The organism is Novosphingobium colocasiae (assembly GCF_014652555.1).
GTDB lineage: Bacteria > Pseudomonadota > Alphaproteobacteria > Sphingomonadales > Sphingomonadaceae > Novosphingobium > Novosphingobium colocasiae.
Genome location: NZ_BMZA01000001.1, coordinates 620,474 through 640,814 on the forward strand (window position 1 = coordinate 620,474; position 20,341 = coordinate 640,814).

Annotated in this window: 21 protein-coding genes; 14 read left to right on the plus strand and 7 right to left on the minus strand. The window is 66.9% G+C overall.

The window, feature by feature from the left end; all coding sequences use genetic code 11:
* Nucleotides 1–26 precede the first annotated feature (26 nt).
* Together IE122_RS03065 and IE122_RS03070 are read left to right on the plus strand one after the other, a co-directional pair.
* Nucleotides 27–2,513: a circularly permuted type 2 ATP-grasp protein gene (locus IE122_RS03065; RefSeq protein ID WP_373299102.1), complete on the plus strand. Its 2,487-nt coding sequence runs from the start codon at nt 27–29 to the stop codon at nt 2,511–2,513.
* A complete protein-coding gene (locus IE122_RS03070) occupies nt 2,513–3,394 on the plus strand; it encodes a transglutaminase family protein (RefSeq protein WP_189619763.1) in 882 nt (293 codons plus the stop codon). The genes IE122_RS03065 and IE122_RS03070 overlap by 1 nt, the downstream gene beginning before the upstream one ends.
* Before the next feature lie 126 nt (nt 3,395–3,520).
* Here the strand turns inward: IE122_RS03070 and malQ are convergent, their stop codons facing one another.
* The 4 genes from malQ to ccmA form a co-directional block, all read right to left on the minus strand.
* The gene (gene malQ / locus IE122_RS03075) at nt 3,521–5,455 is read right to left on the minus strand and encodes a 4-alpha-glucanotransferase (RefSeq protein WP_229813672.1); all 1,935 of its coding nucleotides are present in this window, start codon (nt 5,453–5,455) and stop codon (nt 3,521–3,523) included.
* Nucleotides 5,456–5,615: 160 nt separating this feature from the next.
* A complete protein-coding gene (locus tag IE122_RS03080) occupies nt 5,616–6,053 on the minus strand; it encodes a hypothetical protein (RefSeq protein WP_189619586.1) in 438 nt (145 codons plus the stop codon).
* A gap of 297 nt (nt 6,054–6,350) precedes the next feature.
* Complete coding sequence (locus tag IE122_RS03085) at nt 6,351–7,010, minus strand: heme exporter protein CcmB (protein WP_189619587.1); 660 nt, start codon at nt 7,008–7,010, stop codon at nt 6,351–6,353.
* On the minus strand, nt 7,007–7,600 hold the full coding sequence (ccmA, locus tag IE122_RS03090; protein WP_189619588.1) for a heme ABC exporter ATP-binding protein CcmA: 594 nt from the start codon (nt 7,598–7,600) through the stop codon (nt 7,007–7,009). The genes IE122_RS03085 and ccmA overlap by 4 nt, the downstream gene beginning before the upstream one ends.
* An 81-nt stretch (nt 7,601–7,681) precedes the next feature.
* On the opposite strand from ccmA, the gene IE122_RS03095 reads away from it, so the two are divergent.
* Nucleotides 7,682–7,975, plus strand: a complete 294-nt coding sequence (locus IE122_RS03095; RefSeq protein WP_189619589.1) for a 4a-hydroxytetrahydrobiopterin dehydratase — start codon at nt 7,682–7,684, stop codon at nt 7,973–7,975.
* Between the two features lie 366 nt (nt 7,976–8,341).
* Nucleotides 8,342–8,890 (plus strand): suppressor of fused domain protein, encoded by a 549-nt coding sequence (locus IE122_RS03100; RefSeq protein WP_229813716.1) that lies wholly within the window; start codon nt 8,342–8,344, stop codon nt 8,888–8,890.
* 137 nt (nt 8,891–9,027) lie between these two features.
* On the opposite strand, the gene IE122_RS03105 is transcribed toward IE122_RS03100, so the two are convergent.
* The 3 genes from IE122_RS03105 to IE122_RS03115 form a co-directional block, all read right to left on the minus strand.
* A complete protein-coding gene (locus IE122_RS03105) occupies nt 9,028–9,309 on the minus strand; it encodes a helix-turn-helix domain-containing protein (RefSeq protein WP_189619591.1) in 282 nt (93 codons plus the stop codon).
* A gap of 3 nt (nt 9,310–9,312) precedes the next feature.
* Entirely contained in the window at nt 9,313–9,666 is a 354-nt protein-coding gene (locus IE122_RS03110; RefSeq protein ID WP_308430393.1) for a type II toxin-antitoxin system RelE/ParE family toxin, read from the minus strand.
* Nucleotides 9,667–9,766: 100 nt separating this feature from the next.
* Nucleotides 9,767–10,384: a DNA-3-methyladenine glycosylase family protein gene (locus IE122_RS03115; protein WP_189619592.1), complete on the minus strand. Its 618-nt coding sequence runs from the start codon at nt 10,382–10,384 to the stop codon at nt 9,767–9,769.
* A gap of 134 nt (nt 10,385–10,518) precedes the next feature.
* Between IE122_RS03115 and IE122_RS03120 the strand changes: the two genes are divergently transcribed.
* From IE122_RS03120 to IE122_RS03165, 10 genes are all read left to right on the plus strand, one after another.
* A complete protein-coding gene (locus IE122_RS03120) occupies nt 10,519–10,836 on the plus strand; it encodes a 2Fe-2S iron-sulfur cluster-binding protein (RefSeq protein ID WP_189619593.1) in 318 nt (105 codons plus the stop codon).
* Between the two features lie 132 nt (nt 10,837–10,968).
* Complete coding sequence (locus IE122_RS03125) at nt 10,969–12,003, plus strand: cysteine synthase A (protein WP_189619594.1); 1,035 nt, start codon at nt 10,969–10,971, stop codon at nt 12,001–12,003.
* A 15-nt stretch (nt 12,004–12,018) separates the two neighbouring features.
* Complete coding sequence (locus IE122_RS03130; protein ID WP_229813674.1) at nt 12,019–12,387, plus strand: hypothetical protein; 369 nt, start codon at nt 12,019–12,021, stop codon at nt 12,385–12,387.
* A 25-nt stretch (nt 12,388–12,412) separates the two neighbouring features.
* The gene (locus IE122_RS03135) at nt 12,413–13,174 is read left to right on the plus strand and encodes a motility-associated ABC transporter substrate-binding family protein (RefSeq protein WP_229813676.1); all 762 of its coding nucleotides are present in this window, start codon (nt 12,413–12,415) and stop codon (nt 13,172–13,174) included.
* 410 nt (nt 13,175–13,584) lie between these two features.
* Entirely contained in the window at nt 13,585–14,049 is a 465-nt protein-coding gene (locus tag IE122_RS03140) for a division/cell wall cluster transcriptional repressor MraZ (protein ID WP_229813678.1), read from the plus strand.
* Complete coding sequence (gene rsmH / locus IE122_RS03145; RefSeq protein WP_189619597.1) at nt 14,046–15,056, plus strand: 16S rRNA (cytosine(1402)-N(4))-methyltransferase RsmH; 1,011 nt, start codon at nt 14,046–14,048, stop codon at nt 15,054–15,056. Before IE122_RS03140 ends, rsmH begins: the two co-directional genes overlap by 4 nt.
* Nucleotides 15,053–15,586: a hypothetical protein gene (locus tag IE122_RS03150; protein ID WP_189619598.1), complete on the plus strand. Its 534-nt coding sequence runs from the start codon at nt 15,053–15,055 to the stop codon at nt 15,584–15,586. Before rsmH ends, IE122_RS03150 begins: the two co-directional genes overlap by 4 nt.
* A complete protein-coding gene (locus IE122_RS03155) occupies nt 15,583–17,370 on the plus strand; it encodes a peptidoglycan D,D-transpeptidase FtsI family protein (RefSeq protein ID WP_505830951.1) in 1,788 nt (595 codons plus the stop codon). The genes IE122_RS03150 and IE122_RS03155 overlap by 4 nt, the downstream gene beginning before the upstream one ends.
* The gene (locus tag IE122_RS03160; RefSeq protein ID WP_189619599.1) at nt 17,370–18,860 is read left to right on the plus strand and encodes a UDP-N-acetylmuramoyl-L-alanyl-D-glutamate--2,6-diaminopimelate ligase; all 1,491 of its coding nucleotides are present in this window, start codon (nt 17,370–17,372) and stop codon (nt 18,858–18,860) included. Before IE122_RS03155 ends, IE122_RS03160 begins: the two co-directional genes overlap by 1 nt.
* Nucleotides 18,857–20,341 carry a UDP-N-acetylmuramoyl-tripeptide--D-alanyl-D-alanine ligase gene (locus tag IE122_RS03165; protein WP_189619600.1) on the plus strand — a complete coding sequence of 495 codons (1,485 nt, stop codon included), beginning with the start codon at nt 18,857–18,859 and terminating at the stop codon, nt 20,339–20,341. Before IE122_RS03160 ends, IE122_RS03165 begins: the two co-directional genes overlap by 4 nt.

Here is a 20,341-nt window from a genome sequence, read left to right on the forward strand (position 1 = left end):
CGGACACACTCCCGCGCGCGCCGGTTATCGCCGCGGCTGCGCAAGCGGCGGAGCCGGGGCGGGCTGGTTGGCTGGATGCTTACCCGGTCGAGGTATCGGGCGGCGATCTGTTCGGTGATGCCGCCGAGCCGGTGGCGCAAGTGTGGCGGGGCGTCGCCAAGGGGCTGGCCGGGCTGGGCGATGGCGATCCCGCCGCACTGCAGGATGCCGCTTCGCGCCACGCGGTGGAACTGGGGCTGACCTTCCGCATCGCCGGGGACGAGCAGGAGCGGGACTGGCCGCTCAACGCGATGCCCCTGCTGATCAGCGCGCAGGAATGGGCGGTGATCGAACGTGGCCTGATCCAGCGCGCCGAACTGCTGGAGGAACTGGCGGCGGACGTCTACGGCCCGCAAAAGCTGGTGGCGGAAGGGCACCTGCCGGCGGCGGTAGTGGCGGGCAGTCCGTTCTTCGCGCGCAAGATGCTGGGCCGCACGCCCAAGGGTGGCCATTTCATCCAGCTTTACGCCGCCGATCTGGCGCGGGGGCCGCGCGGACAGTGGCGTGTCTTGCAGGATCGCCTGCGCATCGCCTCGGGCATCGGTTATGCGCTGGAAAACCGGCTGGTGATGACCCGTGCCGCCGGCGATGTGCTGGGGGGCAGCCATGTCCGCCGGCTGGCCGGGTTCTTCGCCGATCTGCGCGCCGGTGTCGCCGCCTCCTGCGGGCGCGAGCAGCCGCGCATCGCGCTGCTGACGCCGGGCCGCTTCAACCAGACCTATGCCGAACAGGCGCACCTTGCCCGCTATCTGGGCCTGCCGCTGGTCGAGGGGCGCGATCTGTCGGTGCTGAACGACAAGCTCTACATCGGCACGATCGCCGGGCCCAAGCGGGTGGATGCGCTGTGGCGGTGGATCAACACCAATGCGCTCGATCCGCTGGCCTTCGATGTCAAATCGCAACTGGGCGTCGCCAACCTGTTCGAAGCCTGGGCTTCGGGCGGGGTCGAGATGGTCAACTGGCCCGGCATCGAAGTGCTGGAATCGCCCGCGTTTTCCGCCTTCATCCCGCGCCTGTGCCGGATCCTGACCGGCGGGCCGCTGATCCTGCCCAACATCGCCACCTGGTGGTGCGGCCAGGCGGCCGAGGCGTCCACTGTGGTCGCCCGGCTGGACGAGATGACCGTCCAGTCCGCGTTCGGCCAGCCGGTCGAAGGCCTGTCGGGCCGGGGGGCGGTCGCCGGGGCCGGGCTCGATGAAGCGAGCCGCAAGGCGCTGCTGGAGGCGATCTGGCGCCGGCCGATGGATTATTGCGGGCAGGAGATCGTCAGCCTGTCGACCACCCCGGCGATCATCGACGGCGAAGTGGTGCCATGCCCGTTCACCGTGCGCGCCTTCGTTGCCCGCACGGCGGACGGACAGTGGAAGGTCATGCCGGGCGGGTTCGCGCGTCTGTCGTCCAGCAATGCGCTGCCCACCTCGATGATGGGCGCGGGCGATCTCTCCGCCGATGTCTGGGTGATCGATCAGGGTTCGGCCGACAAGCAGGGATCGGGACTGCTGACGGAAGAGCCGCCGATTTCGCGCGGCGGCGGCATCCTCGCCAGCCAGGCGGCGGATAACCTGTTCTGGTTCGGCCGCTATAATGAGCGGGCGGAATATGTCGTCCGGCTGGTCCGCACGATGCTGGGCAGTTCGATCGAACTGGATGAAGGCGCGCGGGAGAACAGCGGCACCCAGCGCCTGCTGGCGCAACTGCTGGTCCAGATCGGCGCGATCGAGGCGGACATGGTCGATGCCAGCCCGGTCGAGATTTGCGCCCAGGCGCTGACCGACATGGCGCGCACCGGTTCGGTATCCAGCCTCCTGCGGCGGCGGCTCGAAACCGGCCTTTCGCTGCGCGAACGCTTCGCGCGCGATTTCTGGCGGATCGTCAGCCGCCCCTATCCCCCGGTCAGCACCAGCCGTCCACAGGACATGCTGGAATTCGCCCGCAAGCAGACCGAGAATTTCAGCGCCCTCGCCGGGCTGATTTCCGAAAACATGGTGCGCTCGGCGGCATGGCGGTTCCTGGAAATGGGCCAGCGGATCGAACGGGCGCAAGGCTTGTGCCGGATGGCCGGCGCGCTCAGCGCCGAACCGCGCAACCGGGGCGCGCTGGGCGCGTTGCTCGATTTGTGCGACAGCCAGATCGTCTACCGCTCCCGCTACCTGACCGGGCCGATGGCCAACCCCGTGCGTGATCTGGTGCTGCTGGATCAGGACAATCCCCGCGCGCTGGTCTCACAGGTCGAACAGATTGCCGCGCATCTGATCGCTCTGCCCAGCGGCAGGGACGACAATCTGCCCGAGCTGCCCTTGCGCACCGCGCGGGCGCTGATCGGCGAACTGCAATCCGCCACCGCGCAGGACATGACCATGCAGCGGGTCATGGCGCTGGAGGTGGATCTGCTTGACCTGTCCGACGCGATTTCGCTGCGGTATTTCCTACAGGTTGACCGCGATCAGCCGGCGGCGCGGACGCGTTTGATGTGATGCGCTACTCCGTCAGCCACATCACCAAGCTGGAATATGCCACCCCCGTCAGCCTGGCGCAGTTCAACGTCCGCCTGCGCCCGGCGGAATGGCCCGGCCAGACGGTCACCGATTACCACCTCGATATCGACCCGCGCCCGGCGCAGGTGTTCGACAGTCCCGGCGGCTATTACATCAACGAAACGCGCTTTTCCCTGCGCGAGCCGTTCGACCTGCTGCAGATCGAAAGCCGCTTCATCGCTGAGCGCGAGCCGCTGCCGTTCTTCGTGACGGACGAGGATGGGCCGGGGCTGGCCGACTTGCGCGAACGGGCGATGCGGCGGCGCGATCTGTCGCCGCAATCGCCGGCCTCGTACATCTTCGCATCACCGATCGCCGGGCCGGAGCATGAGATCACCGGCTGGGCATCCGGGCTGCTGCGCGAATCGATGCCGGTGATGGCGGCGGGCCACGCGCTGATGATGGCGATCCACGACCAGTTCACCTTCGATGCTGCCGCCACAGCCACCGATACGCCCCCGATCGAGGCGTTCCGCCACCGGCGCGGGGTGTGCCAGGATTTCACCCACGTCATGATCATCGCCGCCCGTGCGCACGGCATCCCCGCAGCTTACGTCAGCGGCTACGTGCGCACTCTGCCGCCGCCGGGGCAAGAGCGGCTGGTCGGCGCGGACGCCATGCACGCCTGGGTCAACCTGTGGTGCGGCGAGGAGCTTGGCTGGGTCGGCTTCGACCCGACCAACGCCAAGCTCGCCGATACCGATCACATCATGATCGGCATGGGCCGCGACTATTCCGATGTCGCCCCGCTCGACGGCACTTTCCGCGGCTCGGCCCAGCAGAAGATGTACTATTCGGTAGACGTCGCCCCGCTGGACTGAGGCGCGGTTCGTCACTGCTATCCCGTGTGCATATCTCAACCCCCGTTCGTGTCGAGCGTAGTCGAGACACCGCAGCGCCGTGTCATAGTGTCTCGGCTGCGCTCGACACGAACGGGAGGAGCGGGCTTATTCCCCCGTCCCCGCCCGGCCATTCGCCAGTGCCCGGATGCGCGCTGCCGTGTCCGGCTGGGCCAGCAGTTCCGCCAGCGGTGCGGCCAGCCGCCGCCGCCAGTTGGGATGCTCGGTTACCGTGCCCGGCAGGTTGGGCTGCTCTACTTCGGCGAGCAAGTCTTCCAGCGGCACGATGGCGAGGCGCGAGGGGGTGCGGCCGATGTGCGCCAGCGCCGCAGCGACTACCGGGCCTGGGTTTTCGGGTGCGGGGCGCGGGGTGTGGTCGCCGGTAAGGGTCGCCCACAGCAGGCCCCGGTCCCACGCGCGGCGATCCTCGGCATCGGTGCGGGTCGTGCCGTCAGGCAGTCGGCCCAATGCCTCGGCCCAGTCCAGATCGCGCCCGGTCCACCAGCCGGCCACGGTGGCGGTATCGTGTGTGCCGGTCATCGCCACCGCTTCGACCGCATAGTCGGCGGCTCCGATAAAGCCCTGATCCGCCGCCCGCTCGAACCACAGTACGCGCATGCCCAGCATCGCCGCGCTTTCGATGGCGGACAGGAACCCGTGCGGCGCGGTGCCGAGGTCTTCGGCGATGATCAGCGCGCCCGCCCGGTGCGCCTCCAGCGCAACCAGGCGGACGAGATCGGTGAAGGGGTATTCGAGATAGGCCCCGGCGCACGAATCCTCGCCCTCGGGGACCACCCATAACCGGGCGAGCCCGAAGGCATGATCGATCCTGAGCGCGCCCGACGTCGCCAGCGCGGCGCGGACCATGCGGATCCATGGCGCATAGCCGCTGCGTTTTAGCCCTTGCGGAGAAAACGAGGTGAGCATCCAGTTCTGGCCGAGCGGGCCCAGCGGATCGGGCGGCGCGCCGATCGTCAACCCGTCCAGCAGATCGTCGCGCATGGCCCAGGCATCCGCCCCCGCCGGGTCCACGCCCACCGCCAGATCGCCCACCAGCCCGATCGCCATCCCCGCTCGGCGCGCCCGCTGCTGGACCTCGCCCAGACTTTCGCGCGCCAGCCACTGCGTGAAGGCATGGAAGGCCACCTCCTCGGGATGGTCCGCCGCGAACCGGGCCACCGCGTCGCTATCGGGTGAGCGCAGTTCTTCCGGCCAGTCCGGCCAGCCGTGCGCGCCTTGTGGCCGGTAGCGGCAATCGAGCGCGTCATAGACCGCCTGCCGCGTCAGCCCCGGCTCATACGCGGCATTATCGGCGACGATGCGCGCGCGGGTCTGCGCGTCGAGGCCGTCGAACACGGCTCGCAAGTGCGCCTGCCGCTCTGGCATTGCGCTTTCCCAGGCGATGAGCCCGTCCGCTGCGGCTGCTTCACCGAGCGGCGGTGCGGGCAGGCCCACCAGCCCCGGATCGCCCATCGCGGCGTTGAGATAGAGGCGGCTCGATGGCGAATAGGGTGAAAAGCCGTGGCCGTTGCCGGGAAACAGCGCATGAACCGGATTGATCGCCAGCGCATCGGCCCCCAACCCGGCGAACAATTCGACCGCCTCGGCAAGCTGCGCAAAGGTGCCGAAGGCTTGCGGCCGTGCGCTGCGCAAGGCCGGAACCTGAACCGCCGCGCCCCACAGCCGGTCATTGCGGCGGCTTTCCGGCAGCAGGTCGGCGACGGTCGGGCAGGCGTCGGGGGCGACCGCCAGCGTCAGCCGATGCTCGCCGATCGTCAGCCTGTAATAGCCCGGCTCGCCGATCGGCGGCAGTTCCCAGACCGGTTGATCGCCGGGGACGGGAGTGCCGTCTTCCCGCGCCAAGGCGAGTTCGATCAGGCCGGGCGGCAGCGGCGTGGGCAGGCCCACCCCGGTCACCAGCATCGCCGGCGGCTCCCGCCGTTCCTGCGCGATCCGGTCCAGGCTGGCGGCGATCTCCGTCCCCGTCCCGGCGGGGTAGCCGAGCGCGGTGGCGATGCGGATCAGCGACCCATCCGCCACCACCTGCTCGCGTCCGGCGACATCGTGCCATACGCGCGCGATACCGAGGATTTCCGCCAGCCGGTGCAGCGGGGAAGGGGCGGGCTGATCCGGTGCTGCGGCGATGGTGCGGGTCCTTGTCGAGCAAGTATAGCACGGTAGCTCCGGCCGGCTCCGGCGGCAATCAGCCTTTGCTTTCGGCGGGCTCTACCGGCATCAGCCCGGCGATCGCCAGCGCCGCCGACAGCGCGCTCAGCGAATCGAGGGCATCGCCGATGCCGTCTTCGGCCACGAACAGGCACAGCGTATCGCGGGTCTGTGCCGCGCCGCCGCCGGCCACCGTCACCAGCAGCGACAGCACCAGCGCCTCGTGCTCGGATACGCGGGGGCAGGGCAAGGGGTGGAAATGCAGCGATTCGAGCGCATCGCGGTTCAGCACCAGCATCAGGCGATGGAACGGCTGCAACCCGCCGATCATGCGCCAGCGCGCGAAAGGCTGGGCGAGGAACCGCGCCGGGCAACCCTTGCTGGTCAGCGACGACACCCAGGCGCGCATCGACCAGACGACGAAGCGGCATCCCGCGTCGAGCGTTTCCAGCGGGCGGTCAACGAACTGGTACATCGGGAATCTCCGGCTTTGTCCGCAGTCTGGCGGACGGGAATAGGATCAGAACAGATCAGATAATGAGGGGCTTGTAAATGCGAATGATTATCATTAGCTATTGATACGCGGCTTGACCGCCCCGTCAAGCCCGATCGCGTCCGTCCCTCCCTGACTCTCAACGGACGTTGGTCTTCCTGTGAACCTTGGCCGGGTCCTACCCCCATTGGACCCGGCCATTTTTTCACGGGCGAGCCACAGGTTTTGCGCAGGCTATGCGCAAGCTTGTCCACAGCTCCGCCGCAGCGGAAGGACCGGTTACCCCCGCGCCGCGCGCACGGCCGCGCCGCCGGCAAACGGCGCGATGGCCAGCAGCACTAGGCTGGCCGCGCCGGTCAGCGCCAGGCCGCCTTCACCGCCGATCGACAGCGCGCCGGCACCGAAGATCAGCACCGGCACCGCCATCGGGATCACCAGCAGCCCGGCCAGTGCCGCGCCCCCGCGCAAACCGGCGGTCAGCGCGGCTACGGTGACGCCCAGCGCCGCCAGCCCCGGGGTGCCCGCCAGCAGCCCGATCTCGACAATCCGCAAGGTGCGCCCGTCCAGCCCCAGCAGTGCGGCGGCGGGCAGCGTTGCCAGCATCAGCGGCGGCCCGAAGCTCAGCCAGTGCGCCAGCACCCGCACCGCGATCACCAGTTCCTCGGCGATGCCGCGCAGCGCCCACTGGTCGAACAGCCCGGCCTCGATATCGGGTTCCACCAGCCGGTCGAGCGGAAGGATCGCCGCCAGCAGCGCCGCCACCCAGATCACCCCGCCGCCGGTGCGCGCCAGCAGCGTCGCATCAGGCCCGACCGCGAAGGGATAGAGCATCGCCACCGACAGGAAGAACAACACCGGCATCGCCGCGCCGCCACCGCGCCCGCCCAGCAGCAGCCGCGCCAGATCACGCCGCAACAGGGTGACCAGGCGGCCGTTCATGCCGCCATCTCGCGCGGGGCGTAATCGGCCAGCGCCATCTCGCGCAATCCGGGCACCGCGAACGGCTGGTGCGATGCGATCACCGCGATGCCGCCTCCGGCGCAATGCTCCGCCGCCAATTTCTCGGCCAGCGTGGCGGCATGGCCGTCCAGCCCGTTTAGCGGCTCGTCCAGCAGCCAGATCGGCGCCTTCTGCCCGATCAGCCGCGCCAACGCCGCGCGCTTCTTCTGGCCGGTGGAGAGATAGCGCACCGGCACGTCGAGCAGGGGGGAGAGACCCAGCCGGGCCAGTTCGTTATCGGCGGCCCCGTCGATCCGCTGCCAGAACGCCAGCGCCTTGCCCAGCGGCAGCGCGGTGTCCAGCGCGTGGCGTTCGTCCACCAGCCCGATCGCCCCTCGCGTGGCCACCGTACCGGCAAAGGCGGGGGCAAGGCCGGCGATGATGCGCAGCAGGCTGGATTTGCCGATGCCGTTGTGCCCGGTCACCCGCAGCGCCTCGCCCGCAGCAAGTTGCAGCGACAGGGCACGAAACAGCACGCGGTCGCCCCTACGGCACGCGAGATCGTTCACGGCGATGCTGGGCGCTTGCATGGCGGCACGCGATAAGGGAAACCCGCCCCGGTGCCAAGGCCGGCCCTTCGGCCTATGGCGCGAGTGGCAAGGGAGAGCGACATGGCGATTGCCCGTCTGACCGAGGAAGAGCGCGCTGCGGCGCTGGCGGAGCTGCCCCTGTGGCGTCTGTCCGCAGACGGCACCGCGATCGAACGCCGCCTGCGCTTCCCCAGCTTCGCCCAAGCCTTTGCCTTCATGACCCGCGTCGCCTTCGAGGCCGAACGCGCGGACCACCACCCCGAATGGTCGAACGTCTACGATCGGGTGACGGTGGTGCTGACGACGCACGACGCGGGCGGGCTATCGACGCGGGACGTGGAGATGGCGCGGTTTATCGACGGCGTGGCGGGGTGAGGGCCGGGCGAAGTTTACAAAGGTTACACCGTGTAACTTTCGATTTCGCCATTTTGTGATGGTTTATCAGGTGTTTATTGAGGAATTGCGAAAGTTACACCTTGCGCGCGAAATCAAGCGTGCCGGGGATCGGGCGGATCGACAATGCGAAAGAGCGGCGCTGGCGCGCGAGGCGGATTGTAGCAGCGGGTGGGGGGTGTAGGAAAGTTGTGGGGGCGAACCCGGAGGCGACCGGCGAAGGCGAATTAATGCAGTGTCACCGTAACTCCAGTGTCACCGTAACTCCCAGTCGCAGGCTGATTCCAATTCACAAGGCGGCCAGATGTCGGCATATTCTCGAAATATGAGAAGGAAATACGGCCTGTGATGTGGCAAACCAATATCGAAAATCATTACGAAGATGTTTGGAGTACTAGGGGAAGCATCTGCGAATTTTTTGCGGGGCCAATTGGGCAACTTCCTAATGGCTTTGTAGTTCTGAAATTTCCACCGCACAATGGTAGGAAAATGTGGACTTATGCAACGCGCTGCATGTCTCTACCTGATGACCATAACCCCTTGGAACTCCATATATTTAGTCCTTTCGAAAGTGGGGAGGTGGTTGAATTACTATTTGCCACGGCGCATTTTCATCGCACCTCGACCAAACTGCGGCCGGGTGACTCGGTTAATTTTGGGAAGCCTTGGATAAATCCATCGGAATGTAATTACGGACTAATTTCTCTTCCCTATCTGGATGGGAAAAATTTAGAAAATTTATCGATAGGCGCGCGATTGGTTAAATTCTATTGGCTAATACCTATTACGTCATCGGAAGTTATGTTTAAGAAGGCTTATGGACTTGAGGCTTTAGAGATTAAACTTGACCAATCTGGATTTGATTACGTCAACCCCTTGAGAAAAAGTGTGGTATGACGTTGTGGAATTGGACTGAAAACTGCGGAATTAAGGTGACAGTGCATTTAATCGCTCATCATCACCGAAATTCGTGTTTCCCGGAATGCTCCCATCGCCCGCGACTTCGCCCAGCGCCTCCACGTCGATCGGCAACATTATGCCGCTTCCGTGATCCTGATTTCCAGTGTCAGGCCGGATGCCGTGGCGAGGTTTACCAGCGCATCAAGGGAGAATTTGCCGAGCTTCCCGCGCAACAGATCGTTCAGTCGGGGCCGCGTGATGCCGAGGCGTGCAGCCGCCGCTTCCTGCGGCATGTCCCAGGTGCGGATACGGCTTTTCAGCGCCGACAGCAGTTCGGAACGTGCCTTCATGTTCGCGGCTTCAGCCGGGGTGTCGGCCAGTGCGTCAAAGACGCTATCGAAAGTCTGGACTTCCATCGCCTATTCCTTCTTCCATGCCCGCAACCGGTTCCCGGCCAGCTCGATGTCCATTTGCGGGGTCGCCCGGGTTTTATTCTGGAAGGCGTGGAGGACAAGCACGACCTCGGATAACGTCGCCAGATAGATCACCCGGAAAGCCCCGGATTGTTCTCTGATCCTGATCTCGCGCACACCGGGGCCGATGGTCTTCATCGGCTTCCAGTCGTCGGGATCGTTGCCGATCTGGACCTCGTTAAGCTGATGGCCTGCTTCGGAGCGGGCATCATTCGGAAAATCACGAAGCCGAGCGAGTCTGTCACCCAGGAACGAAATCTGTTTCAGGAGGGGTGTATCAAATTTTATACACAAGGACAAGTGAGATCAAAGCGAAATCACGGGATTATAGTCACGCAACTACGGTGATGATCGCGTAAACCACTGAATAGATTCGGGCTTTCCCGGATTGCCCCCGCCCTCACAACGCCGGGTTATTATAACAATGCCACGTGAACAGCGCCACCGCGCCCCGGTGCGGTCGCCAGAGTTCCGCCAGTTCGCGGGTGAGCTTTTCCGAAGGGCGTGCTTCCAGGCCGAGGATGCGGTGGAGGCCGGCCTGGACGGCTAGATCGCCGGCCGGCCAGATATCCGGGCGGCCCTCGGCGAACAGCAGGTAGATCTCTGCGGACCAGCGGCCGATGCCCTTGATCCGCACCAGTTGCGCGATGGCTTCTTCGTCGTCCTCGGGCAGGGCGGTGAGGTCGAGCGTGCCGGCTTCCACCAGTTCGCACAGCGAACGGGCATAGCCCTGCTTCTGGCGGGACAGGCCGCAGGCGCGCAGGGCGTCGAATTCGGCGGCGAGCAGGGCTGCGGGCGGCAGGTCGGGGCCCAGCAGCGCTTCCAGCTTGCCCCACACCGATGCCGCCGCGGCTACCGAGACCTGCTGGCCGACGATGGTGCGCAGCAAGGTGGCGTAGCCGCGTTCGCGGATGCGCGGCTCAGGATATCCGGCCAGTTCCAGCGCGCGGACGAAGCGGGCGTCGGCCAGGGCGGTGCTGTCGAGCCCGGTGCGGATCAGATCTGCGGTCAATCCCATAAGTTTCGCTGTCCTGCGCCGTGATGCCGGGAGGTGCCCGGCTTGCCTAAATACCGCCAACCCTCTAGCAGCCGCGCGAGATTCGCGAAAATCCCGGCGTGCAGAGCCGGGTTCGCTTGATGGAGGGCTCGGGAATGCCGCAGATTACCGTCGTCAATCATGCCGGCGACGAAACCGTGGTTGACGCCACCGAAGGCCACAACGTGATGGAAGTCATCCGCGAGGGCGGGTTCGACGAACTGCTCGCGCTGTGTGGCGGCTGCTGCAGTTGCGCGACCTGCCACGTCTATGTCGATGCCGACACGTTCGCCAAGCTGCCGGCGATGTCCGAGGACGAGAACGATCTGCTCGACAGCTCGGACCACCGCACCGAACTGTCGCGCCTGTCGTGCCAGGTGAAGGTGACCGGCGACATCGCCGGGGCGCGGTTCACGATCGCACCCGAAGACTGATTTTTCCGGGCCGCGAATGCGCTTCTTGTGCGTTCGCGGCAACGGACCTTGCACGGCCCGGCAAGCTGCGGTTTGCCGGGGTAAGGCGCAATTCGATTGCGCGCCCGCGCATCACTTCCTAGTTTCCGCCGTATGATCGAAAACGCTCCTTCCGCCGACGCGCCCGCCCCGGTGCGGACTTCCACGCTCGATCTGATCGGCAATACGCCGCTCGTCCTGCTCAAGGGGCCGAGCGAGGCGGCCGGTTGCGAGATCTGGGGCAAGTGCGAGTTCGCTAATCCCGGTGCTTCGGTGAAGGACCGGGCGGCGCTGTGGATCGTGCGCGATGCGGAGCGGCGGGGCGAGCTGAAGCCCGGCGGCACCGTGGTCGAAGGGACGGCGGGCAACACCGGCATCGGCATCGCGCTGGTCGCCAATGCGCTGGGCTACAAGACCGTCATCGTGATGCCGGACAACCAGTCCAAGGAAAAGATGGACACCCTGCGCGCGTTGGGTGCCGAACTGGTGCTGGTGCCGCCGACCAAGTTTGCCGATCCCAACCACTTCGTCCACACCTCGCGCCGCCTGGCCGAGGAGACCGAGGGTGCGGTCTGGGCCAACCAGTTCGACAACGTCGCGAACCGCAAGGCGCACATCGAATCCACCGCGCCGGAAATCTGGGCGCAGATGGAAGGGCGGATCGACGGGTTCACTTGCGCCGCAGGCACCGGCGGGACGATAGCCGGCACCGGCATGGGGCTCAAGGCGTTCGATGACGCGATCACCGTCGCGCTCACCGATCCGCATGGCGCGGCGCTTTACAATTACTACGCCAACGGCGAACTCAAGGCCGAGGGCACATCGGTGGCCGAAGGCATCGGCCAGGGCCGGATCACCGCCAACCTCGAAGGCGCACCGATCGATACCCAGTTCCGCATCTCGGACGAGGAAGGCATCGAATGGGTCCGTCGCCTGCTGAGCGAGGAAGGGCTGTGCCTTGGCCTGTCGTCCGGGATCAACGTGGCCGGGGCGGTGGCGCTGGGCCGCGCGCTGGTGGCGCAGGGCAGGGCTGCCCCGCGCGTGGCGACAATCCTGTGCGATACCGGCTTTCGCTATCTCTCCTCGCTCTACAACGCCGATTGGCTGCGGGCGAAAGGGCTGCCGGTCTTCCCCTGGCTGGCGAACTAGGATAAACCTGTGCGCGTGCCCGATTTCAAGACCATCCCCGTCGTCGAGCCGCTGACCCAGCCCCGCCATTTCGCGCAGCCCAGCGTGCGCGAACGGCGTGCGCAGGCGGTCCACCGCTTGCAGATCGGCCTGTTCGGCCTTTGCGCGATGCTGATGATCGTGGCGCTCGCCAATGTCATCATGGAGCGGGCGCGGCTGGCGCAAGTCGATGATCCGATCCAGGACGTCGTCGCGGTGGACGAACAGCCCAAGAAATCCGCCGCCGATCCGCTCGCCGATATCGGCGTGGTGCCCGCCTCCGATCCCTCGCCCGCCGATGGAAGCACCGGCGGAACCTCGGCTGACAAGCCCGCTGCGGCCGTGCAGGGTGCGCCCCGCCGCTAAGCGCCATCGGCGCGGAGCCTTCGCGGTGCTGCTGGCCGCCTGCCTGGCGGCGTGCGGCGGCTCGCAAGGGCATGATACCGCAGAGAACACGACGGCCGGGCATGAGGCGCTGAACGCCCGCGTGGCCGCGTCCGGCATCGGCCTGTTCACGTCGCTGCCGATCCTGTGGGCCGAGGCTGACGGGCCGGGCGAGTTGCTGGCTGGCGGGCAGGCGCGGCACTGGCTGCGCGATGCCCTGCCGCCGCCCGACCTGGCACCGCTGGATGTTCTGGCCGATGCTGATGGCCGGTTGCCGCTGCCCTCGGGCGGCACCCTCATCATGGCCCAGCCGCGTCCGCTGGCGGCGGTGGAGAATGTCGCGCTCGATGCCTGGGTGCGCGGCGGCGGGCATTTGCTGCTGTTCGCCGATCCGATGCTGACCGCGCACAGCCGCTTTGCGATCGGCGATCCGCGCCGCCCGCAGGATATCGTCCTGCTCTCGCCGATTCTCGCGCACTGGGGGCTGGAACTGCAGTTTCCCGAGGACCAACCGGCGAGGGAGCATCCCGTGCAGCTTGCCGGACAGGATGTCCCGGTCGACCTGCCGGGGCGTTTCGCGCCAATCGGGGAAAATCCGGGATGCCGGATCGAGGATGGTGGCCTGCTGGCCGACTGCGCGATCGGCAAGGGCCGGGTCGTGGCCGTCGCCGACGCCGCGATGCTGGATGATTCGGCGGATTGGGGCGAACGAACCCGCCGCTGGAAGGGGATTCGGGCCCTGTTGGCCCGCGTTACTTCGCCGCGCTGAATCGCCACCGAATTTCCCGGATACATCTACAAAAGCGGCTTTTTTCCGATTCAACCGGGGATGCGACGGGAAAGCGTTGCCGCGGGCTGAATGCAGTAATTCTGCCAAAAAAATGGCTGAAAATCGAGATTTTCTGTCAAAGCCTCTGAAGGCGGGTAGACCAGATGCGCGGGAATTGCGGCATTTACCCACAAGTGAATCCCGATGATCCCCAAAAATCCCTTCCCTCCCCCGATCTCGCGATATAGAAGAACAGTCCATCGGAATGGTTGAGTCTCGTCGTGTTGAAAGGCGCGCAACCTGTGCCGTTACGGCGCGCAGGGGCGGGAAAGGCGTGTTCCGTTTGGGCAACCCTTTGGGGGAAGTCGGGGCAAGTGGCGGCGCAATCGATCAATTACAAAGGACAGGGCTTGTCGCTGCTTCGCGACAAGAACCGCTTTGTGTTGCCCAACTGCTTCCGCGCCACGCTTCGGGAATCGAGCGGTGGCAACGTGGTGTGTCTGGCCAGCCACGATCGCTGGCCCTGCCTGATCGGCTTCGGCCGCTCGCGCGCGGATAACTTCAAGGCCGAACTCGACGAGCTGCGCGACAATGCCCTGCGTGCCGGCCGCAACGATTTCGATGGCGAGCTGCTGGCGGATTCGATCATGACCGCGCTTGAGGTGCCGTTCGACGATAGCGGCCGCTTCGTTCTTCCGCCCGAACTGGCCGGTATCGGCAATGTGACCGACACGCTCTATTTCCGCGGCAACGTGAACTTCTTCACGGTGTGGAGCCCGGACAACCTCAAGACGATGGGCGACGCCTGGAAGGTCGCCCAGGTCGCCTGCGATACGCTGGTGGCGCAGGAAACCGCGAAGGCGAAGCGCAAGTGAGCGGCGTCGAGGGTGCCGCCCCCCATGTTCCCGTCCTCCTGGAGGAGGTCGTCGCCGCCCTGAACCCCCAGGGCGGCGACGTCATCGTCGATGCCACGTTCGGTGCCGGCGGCTACACCCGCCGCCTGCTCGACAGCGGGGCCACGGTGCACGCATTCGACCGCGATCCGGACGCGATTGCGGCTGTGCATAACAATCCGGGGAAATGGCCGGAAATCGCCCAGAATCCGCCGCGCCTCGTGTTGCACCCCCGTCGCTTCTCCGAAATGGTCGATGCGCTGGTTCAGGCGGGGGTGAAGAGCGTCGACGGCGTGGTGATGGATATCGGCGTCAGTTCCATGCAGCTCGATCAGGCGGAGCGCGGCTTTGCCTTCGGCGCTGACGGCCCGCTCGACATGCGGATGAGCCGGAACGGCCCTTCGGCAGCCGATTTCGTGAATGAGGCGGACGAAGCTGCGATTGCCGACGTGCTGTTCCTGTATGGTGATGAGCGCCAGTCGCGGCGGGTCGCCCGTGCCATCGTCGCCGCCCGCCCGATCGCCACCACCGCCGAACTGGCCCGCGTGGTGCGCAAGGCGCTGGGGTACAATCCGGCCTACAAGGGCAAGGGAGGGGCTCAGAAGGACCCGGCGATCCGCAGCTTCCAGGCGATCCGCATCCACGTGAACGGCGAACTGGACGAACTGGACGCCGGGCTGGGTGCGGCGGAAACGCTGCTGCGCGATGGCGGGCGGCTGGCGGTGGTGACGTTCCACAGCCTGGAAGACCGCAAGGTGAAGCAGTTTCTGCGCGATGCGTCGGCCGTAACCTCCGCCGGATCGCGCCACCTGCCGCAGGCCGCGCCGCCCCGTCAGGCCGTGTTCGCGCAGGTCGCCAAGGCCGTGCGCCCCGGCGAGGCCGAAGTGCAGGCCAATCCGCGCGCCCGTTCGGCCACGCTGCGCAGCGCCGTCAGGACCGATGTTCCCCCCCGCGATCACTGGCCCCGCGATCAGAGGAGTGCCGCATGAACCTCACCCGAGACCGCGTCTATTCGATCGGCTGGGCCACGATCCTGCTGGTGTGCTTCGTGCTGACGGTGGCGCTGACGCTGCGGGTGAACGCGGTCAAGAGCCAGGTCCATCAGGCCGACAAGCGGATCGTCGCGGTGCAGCAGGACATCGCCTTCCTCGAAACCGAATTCCAGACCCGCTCCAACCAGCAGCAGCTCAAGCTGCTCAACGATGTCGAGTTCGGCTACGGTGCGCCGACTGCCGAGCAGTACCTGGAAGGCGAACGGCAACTGCTGGCGCTGGGCAAGGCGGTGGGCCCGAACGCCCCCGCGCCGCTGCTCTATGCCCACGATGACGGCTCTGCAGCGCCCGAGAAGGATACCGGCAATTCGTTGCTGGCGATGGTCTCGCCGGTGACCGGCGCTTCGGCAGCGGCGGCGACGGTGAACGGGCCCGAGGCGGCTGAACGCCGCAAGCTCGCCCGCGATGCGGCCAACCTTTCCCAGCGCCTGGCGCGCATCGAACTGCCGCAAGCCAGCCAGCAGTGAACGCCTACTCCGCCATCACCGCCCATGGTGGCCTCTCGATCCCGACGACGGTTTCGGGCGGACGGCGCAAACTGGCCAACGTGCGGCAGCGGGCGCTGCTGGTGGCCAAGTGGCGGACGCTGTGGGTGCTGGCGGGCTTCACCATCGTAGGGGTGTGTGCGATGGCGCGCATCACCTGGCTGGGGCTGGTCGGTGCCGCTGCCCCGGCGTTCAATCCGGCAGATGCCCTGCTGCCGCAGCGGGCCGAGATCGTCGATCGCCAGGGCGTGCCGCTGGCGCGCGAATTTCGCGTCTATTCGCTGTGGTACAACCCCCGCGCGATGACCGAGGGTTCGCCCCTGATCCATTCCCCGCGCGAGGTGGCCGAAGGGCTGCATCGCATTTTCCCCGATCTCGACGTGACTGAAACCGCCGCCAAGCTGGCTTCGGGCAAGGCGCAATATCTGCGCAAGTCGATCCTCCCCGAAGAAGCGAACCGCGTTCATGCGCTGGGCGAGCCGGCGCTGGAATATCCGCAGGAGGCCACCCGCTATTACCCGCAAGGATCGATGGCGGCGCATGTGCTGGGTTATGTCGACAGCTTCGGCAAGGGCCAGGTCGGCATGGAGCAGGCGTTCGACAAGCAACTGACCTCGGCCGACGGGCGCGGTCAGCCGGCAGTGCTGTCGATCGATTATCGAGTACAGGGGGCGCTGGAAGACGAACTGGGCCGGGGCATGAAGCTGTCGGCGGCGAAGGGCGCGGCCGGCGTGGTCCTTGATGTCGATACCGGCGAAGTGCTGGCGCTGGCATCGCTGCCTTCGTTCGATCCCAACCGGGTCCAGCCGACCGACATGATGATCTCGCCCGAACAGGCGCGCATGGGCGAAGTGCCGCATGGCTTCAACCGGGTGACCAACCAGGTCTATGAGCTGGGCTCCACCTTCAAGCCGATCACTGTCGCCGCTGCCCTCGATGCCGGCACGATCACCGATCTTGGTCGCCGCTGGCCCGCCGCGCCGCTGCATATCGCCGGGTTCACCATCCACGATGACGAGAACATGGGCTCCTCGCTCAATGTCCCCGAAACGCTGATCCACTCGTCCAACATCGTCTCGGCGCAGATCGGCGACGAACTGGGCGGCAAGCGGCTCAAGGCCAAGCTGGAGGCGCTGGGGTTCAACCAGCGGCCATCCATCGAACTGCCCGCGCGCGGTTTCCCGATCTGGGCCAAGGGTGAATGGCCGCGCCTGCGCACCATGACGGTGTCGTTCGGGCATGGCGTTGCGGTCACCCCGCTGCACCTCGCCAGCGCCTATGCCGCGCTGGTCAATGGCGGCGTGTGGCGGCCGTCCACCTTGCGTAAGCTCGATCCCGCCGATGTGCCCGCCGGGCGGCAGGTTTTCTCGCCCGCGACCAGTGCGCGGCTGCGGCAGTTGCTGCGCATGATCGTGGTCTATGGTACCGGTCGAAAGGCCAATGCAGAAGGGTTCCGCATCGGTGGCAAGACCGGATCGGCGGAAAAGCCGGGCGTCGGCGGATATCGCAAGCATTCCCTCATCACCACGTTTGCCGCCGCTTTCCCGATGGACAAGCCGCGCTATGTGGTCGTCGCCACGATGGACGAACCGCAGGGCACCGAGGCGACCTCGTTCCAGCGCACTGCCGCCTGGAATGCGGCCCCGGTAGTGGGCCGCGTGGTGCCGCGGATCGGGCCGATCCTGGGCATCATGCCGGACAACACCCGCGATATCGATATCTCCGATCTGCTGCCGCTGATCCCGCACGGTTCAGGGAACGATTGATGAAACTTGCCGCCCTTGCCGCCGCCGCCGGGATTCCGCTGCCCGCCTCTGCCGAAGCGCAAGTGACCGGGTTCGCCATCGACCATCGCAAGGTCGCGCCCGGCACCGTGTTCGGTGCCTTCGTCGGCGCGCGCTTCAACGGCGAGGATTTCATCGCCGATGCGGTCAAGGCCGGCGCGGTCGCAATCGTCGCCCGGCCCGAGGCGGTAGTGGACGGCGCGGTCCATCTGGCGAGCGCGGAGCCGCGCCGCATGTTCGCGCAGCTTGCCGGGCAGTTCTTCGTGCCGGTGCCCGAAACGCTGGTGGCGGTGACGGGTACCAACGGCAAGACCTCCACCGTCGAGCTGACCCGCCAGTTGTGGCGCATGGCCGGCCACCGGGCCGCCTCGATCGGCACGCTGGGGGTGACCACCAGCGACGAGAGCGTCTCTACCGGGCTGACGACCCCCGATATCGCCACTTTCCTCTCCAACCTCACCGGCCTTGCCCGCGAAGGCATCACGCACGTCGCCTATGAAGCGTCGAGCCACGGTCTTTCGCAGTTCCGCATCGAAGGGCCGCGCGTGGCGGCCGGTGCCTTTACCAACGTGTCGCGCGATCACCTGGATTACCACGCGACCATGGATGACTACTTCGCCGCCAAGATGCGGCTGTTCGATGAAGTGGTCGGCGATGGCGGCACGGCGGTGGTCTGGGCCGACGATGAATGGTCCGACCGGGCCATTGCCCATGCCACGGCACGCGGCCTGTCGCTGTTCACGGTGGGCGTGAAGGGCGAGGGCGTGCGCCTGCTGGGCCGCACGCCGGGCGGGCTGGGGCAGGTGCTGGAGGTCGAGCACGCCGGCAAGGCGCGCAAGATCGATCTGCCGCTGATCGGGGCCTATCAGGCCGCTAATGCGCTGGTGGCGGCCGGGCTCGTGCTGGCGACCGGTGGGGACGCCGATGCCACCTTCGATGCGATGAAGCGGCTGGTGACCGTGCGCGGGCGGCTGGAACGCGCCGCGATCAGCGCGGCCGGCGCGCCGGTCTATGTCGATTACGCCCACACCCCCGATGCGCTGGAAGCCGCCATCGCCGCGCTGCGCCCCCATGTCGGTCCTGTCGGGCGGCTGATCGTGGTGTTCGGCGCGGGCGGTGATCGCGATACCGGCAAGCGGCCGGAAATGGGCCGGGCGGCGGTGGTCGGGGCAGACCTTTCCATCGTGACCGACGACAACCCGCGCGGCGAGGAGCCGGCCGCGATCCGCGCGATGGTGCTGGCCGGGATGACCGCCGCCGCTGACGGCGCGGTGCGCGAGATCGGCGACCGGCGCGAGGCAATCGGCGCGGCTATCGCCGCGGCGCGCTCCGGCGATATCGTGCTGGTGGCCGGCAAGGGGCACGAACAGGGGCAGATCATCGGCAGCGGCGCCACCGTGCGCGTGCTGCCCTTCGACGACGTTGGCGTCGCCAGGGAAATGGCGGGCGCGCTGGGAGGAACTGGACGATGAACGCGTTTACCCGCATCCTCGAATGGCCGGTCGAAGCGCTGGAGGACAATCCCGGCGTCCTGTGGGATGCTCTGTCGATTGCGCGGGCGGTGCGCGGCACCGCCAACGCCGATTTCACCGTTTCCGGCGTGGAGATCGACAGCCGCGACGTACAGCCGGGCGATCTGTTCTTTGCCCTCAAGGGCGAAAGCATGGACGGCCACAAGTTCGTCGAGATGGCGTTCGCCAAGGGCGCGGTGGCAGTGGTGGTCGACCGGCCGGTGGCGGGCCCCCACGTACTGGTCAGCGATACCACCGAAGCGCTCGAACGCCTGGGCGCGGCGGCGCGGCTGCGCGCGCGCGGGCCGATCATCGGGGTGACCGGCTCGGTCGGCAAGACCGGAGTCAAGGAATCCATCTTCACCGCGCTCGATCGCGCCTCGCACGGCGATGCCCACCGGTCGGTCAAGAGCTACAACAACCATGTCGGCGTGCCGCTGAGCCTGGCCCGCATGCCGGCGCGCGCGCGGTTCGGCATTTTCGAGATGGGGATGAACCACGCCGGCGAAATCGCCGCGCTGACCCGTCAGGTCCGGCCCAACGTGGCCGTCATCACCACGATCGCTCCCGCCCACATCGAGATGCTCGGTTCGGAAGAGGCGATCGCCGATGCGAAGGCGGAGATCTTCGAAGGGCTGGAAGAGGGCGGCACCGCCGTGATCCCGGCCGACAATCCCCATTTCCGCCGCTTGCGCGATGCGGCGCTGGCTTGCGGGGCAGCGGTCGTGTCGTTCGGCAAGGCCCGTGATGCCGATGTCCGCCTGCTCGATGCGGTGCCGGCACTGGGCGGCGGCTCGCTGGTCACGGTGGACATGGGCGATCGGCGGGTGTGCTACACCGTGGCCGCGCCGGGCGAGCATCAGGTGATGAATTCGCTGGCGGTCATGGCGGCGGTGCGCGCGGTCAAGGGCGATCTGGGCGCGGCGGGCGTCGCGCTGGCCGAAATGGACGGCTTGCCGGGGCGCGGGGCGCGGATCGAAATCGCGGTGGGCGAGGGCGATACCGCCGGGCGCGCGCTGCTGATCGATGAAAGCTACAACGCCAATCCGGCCTCCATGCGCGCCACGCTGGCGCAGCTTGGCCGCACTCCGGCGCGCCGCCGTATCGCCGTGCTGGGGGCGATGAAGGAGCTGGGCCGCCACGGTCCCGGATACCACGCCGCGCTGGCCGAGCCGATCGCCGATGCCGGGATCGATTTCGCGGTGCTGGTGGGGGACGAGATGGCCCCGCTGGCAGAGGCGCTGGCGGCCGGGGAACCGGGGAAAACGGGGGCGGGATCGCTTGGCAAAGCCGTGCCTTTCGCCCAATGCAACAGTGCGAAGGAAGCACTCGAAGCCGTGCGGACGTTCGGCCTGGAACGCGAAGACGCGATCCTCGTCAAAGGTTCCAACTCGGTGGGACTGTCTGCCCTCGTCACTGCTCTAAGCAACCAGGAAGGGTAG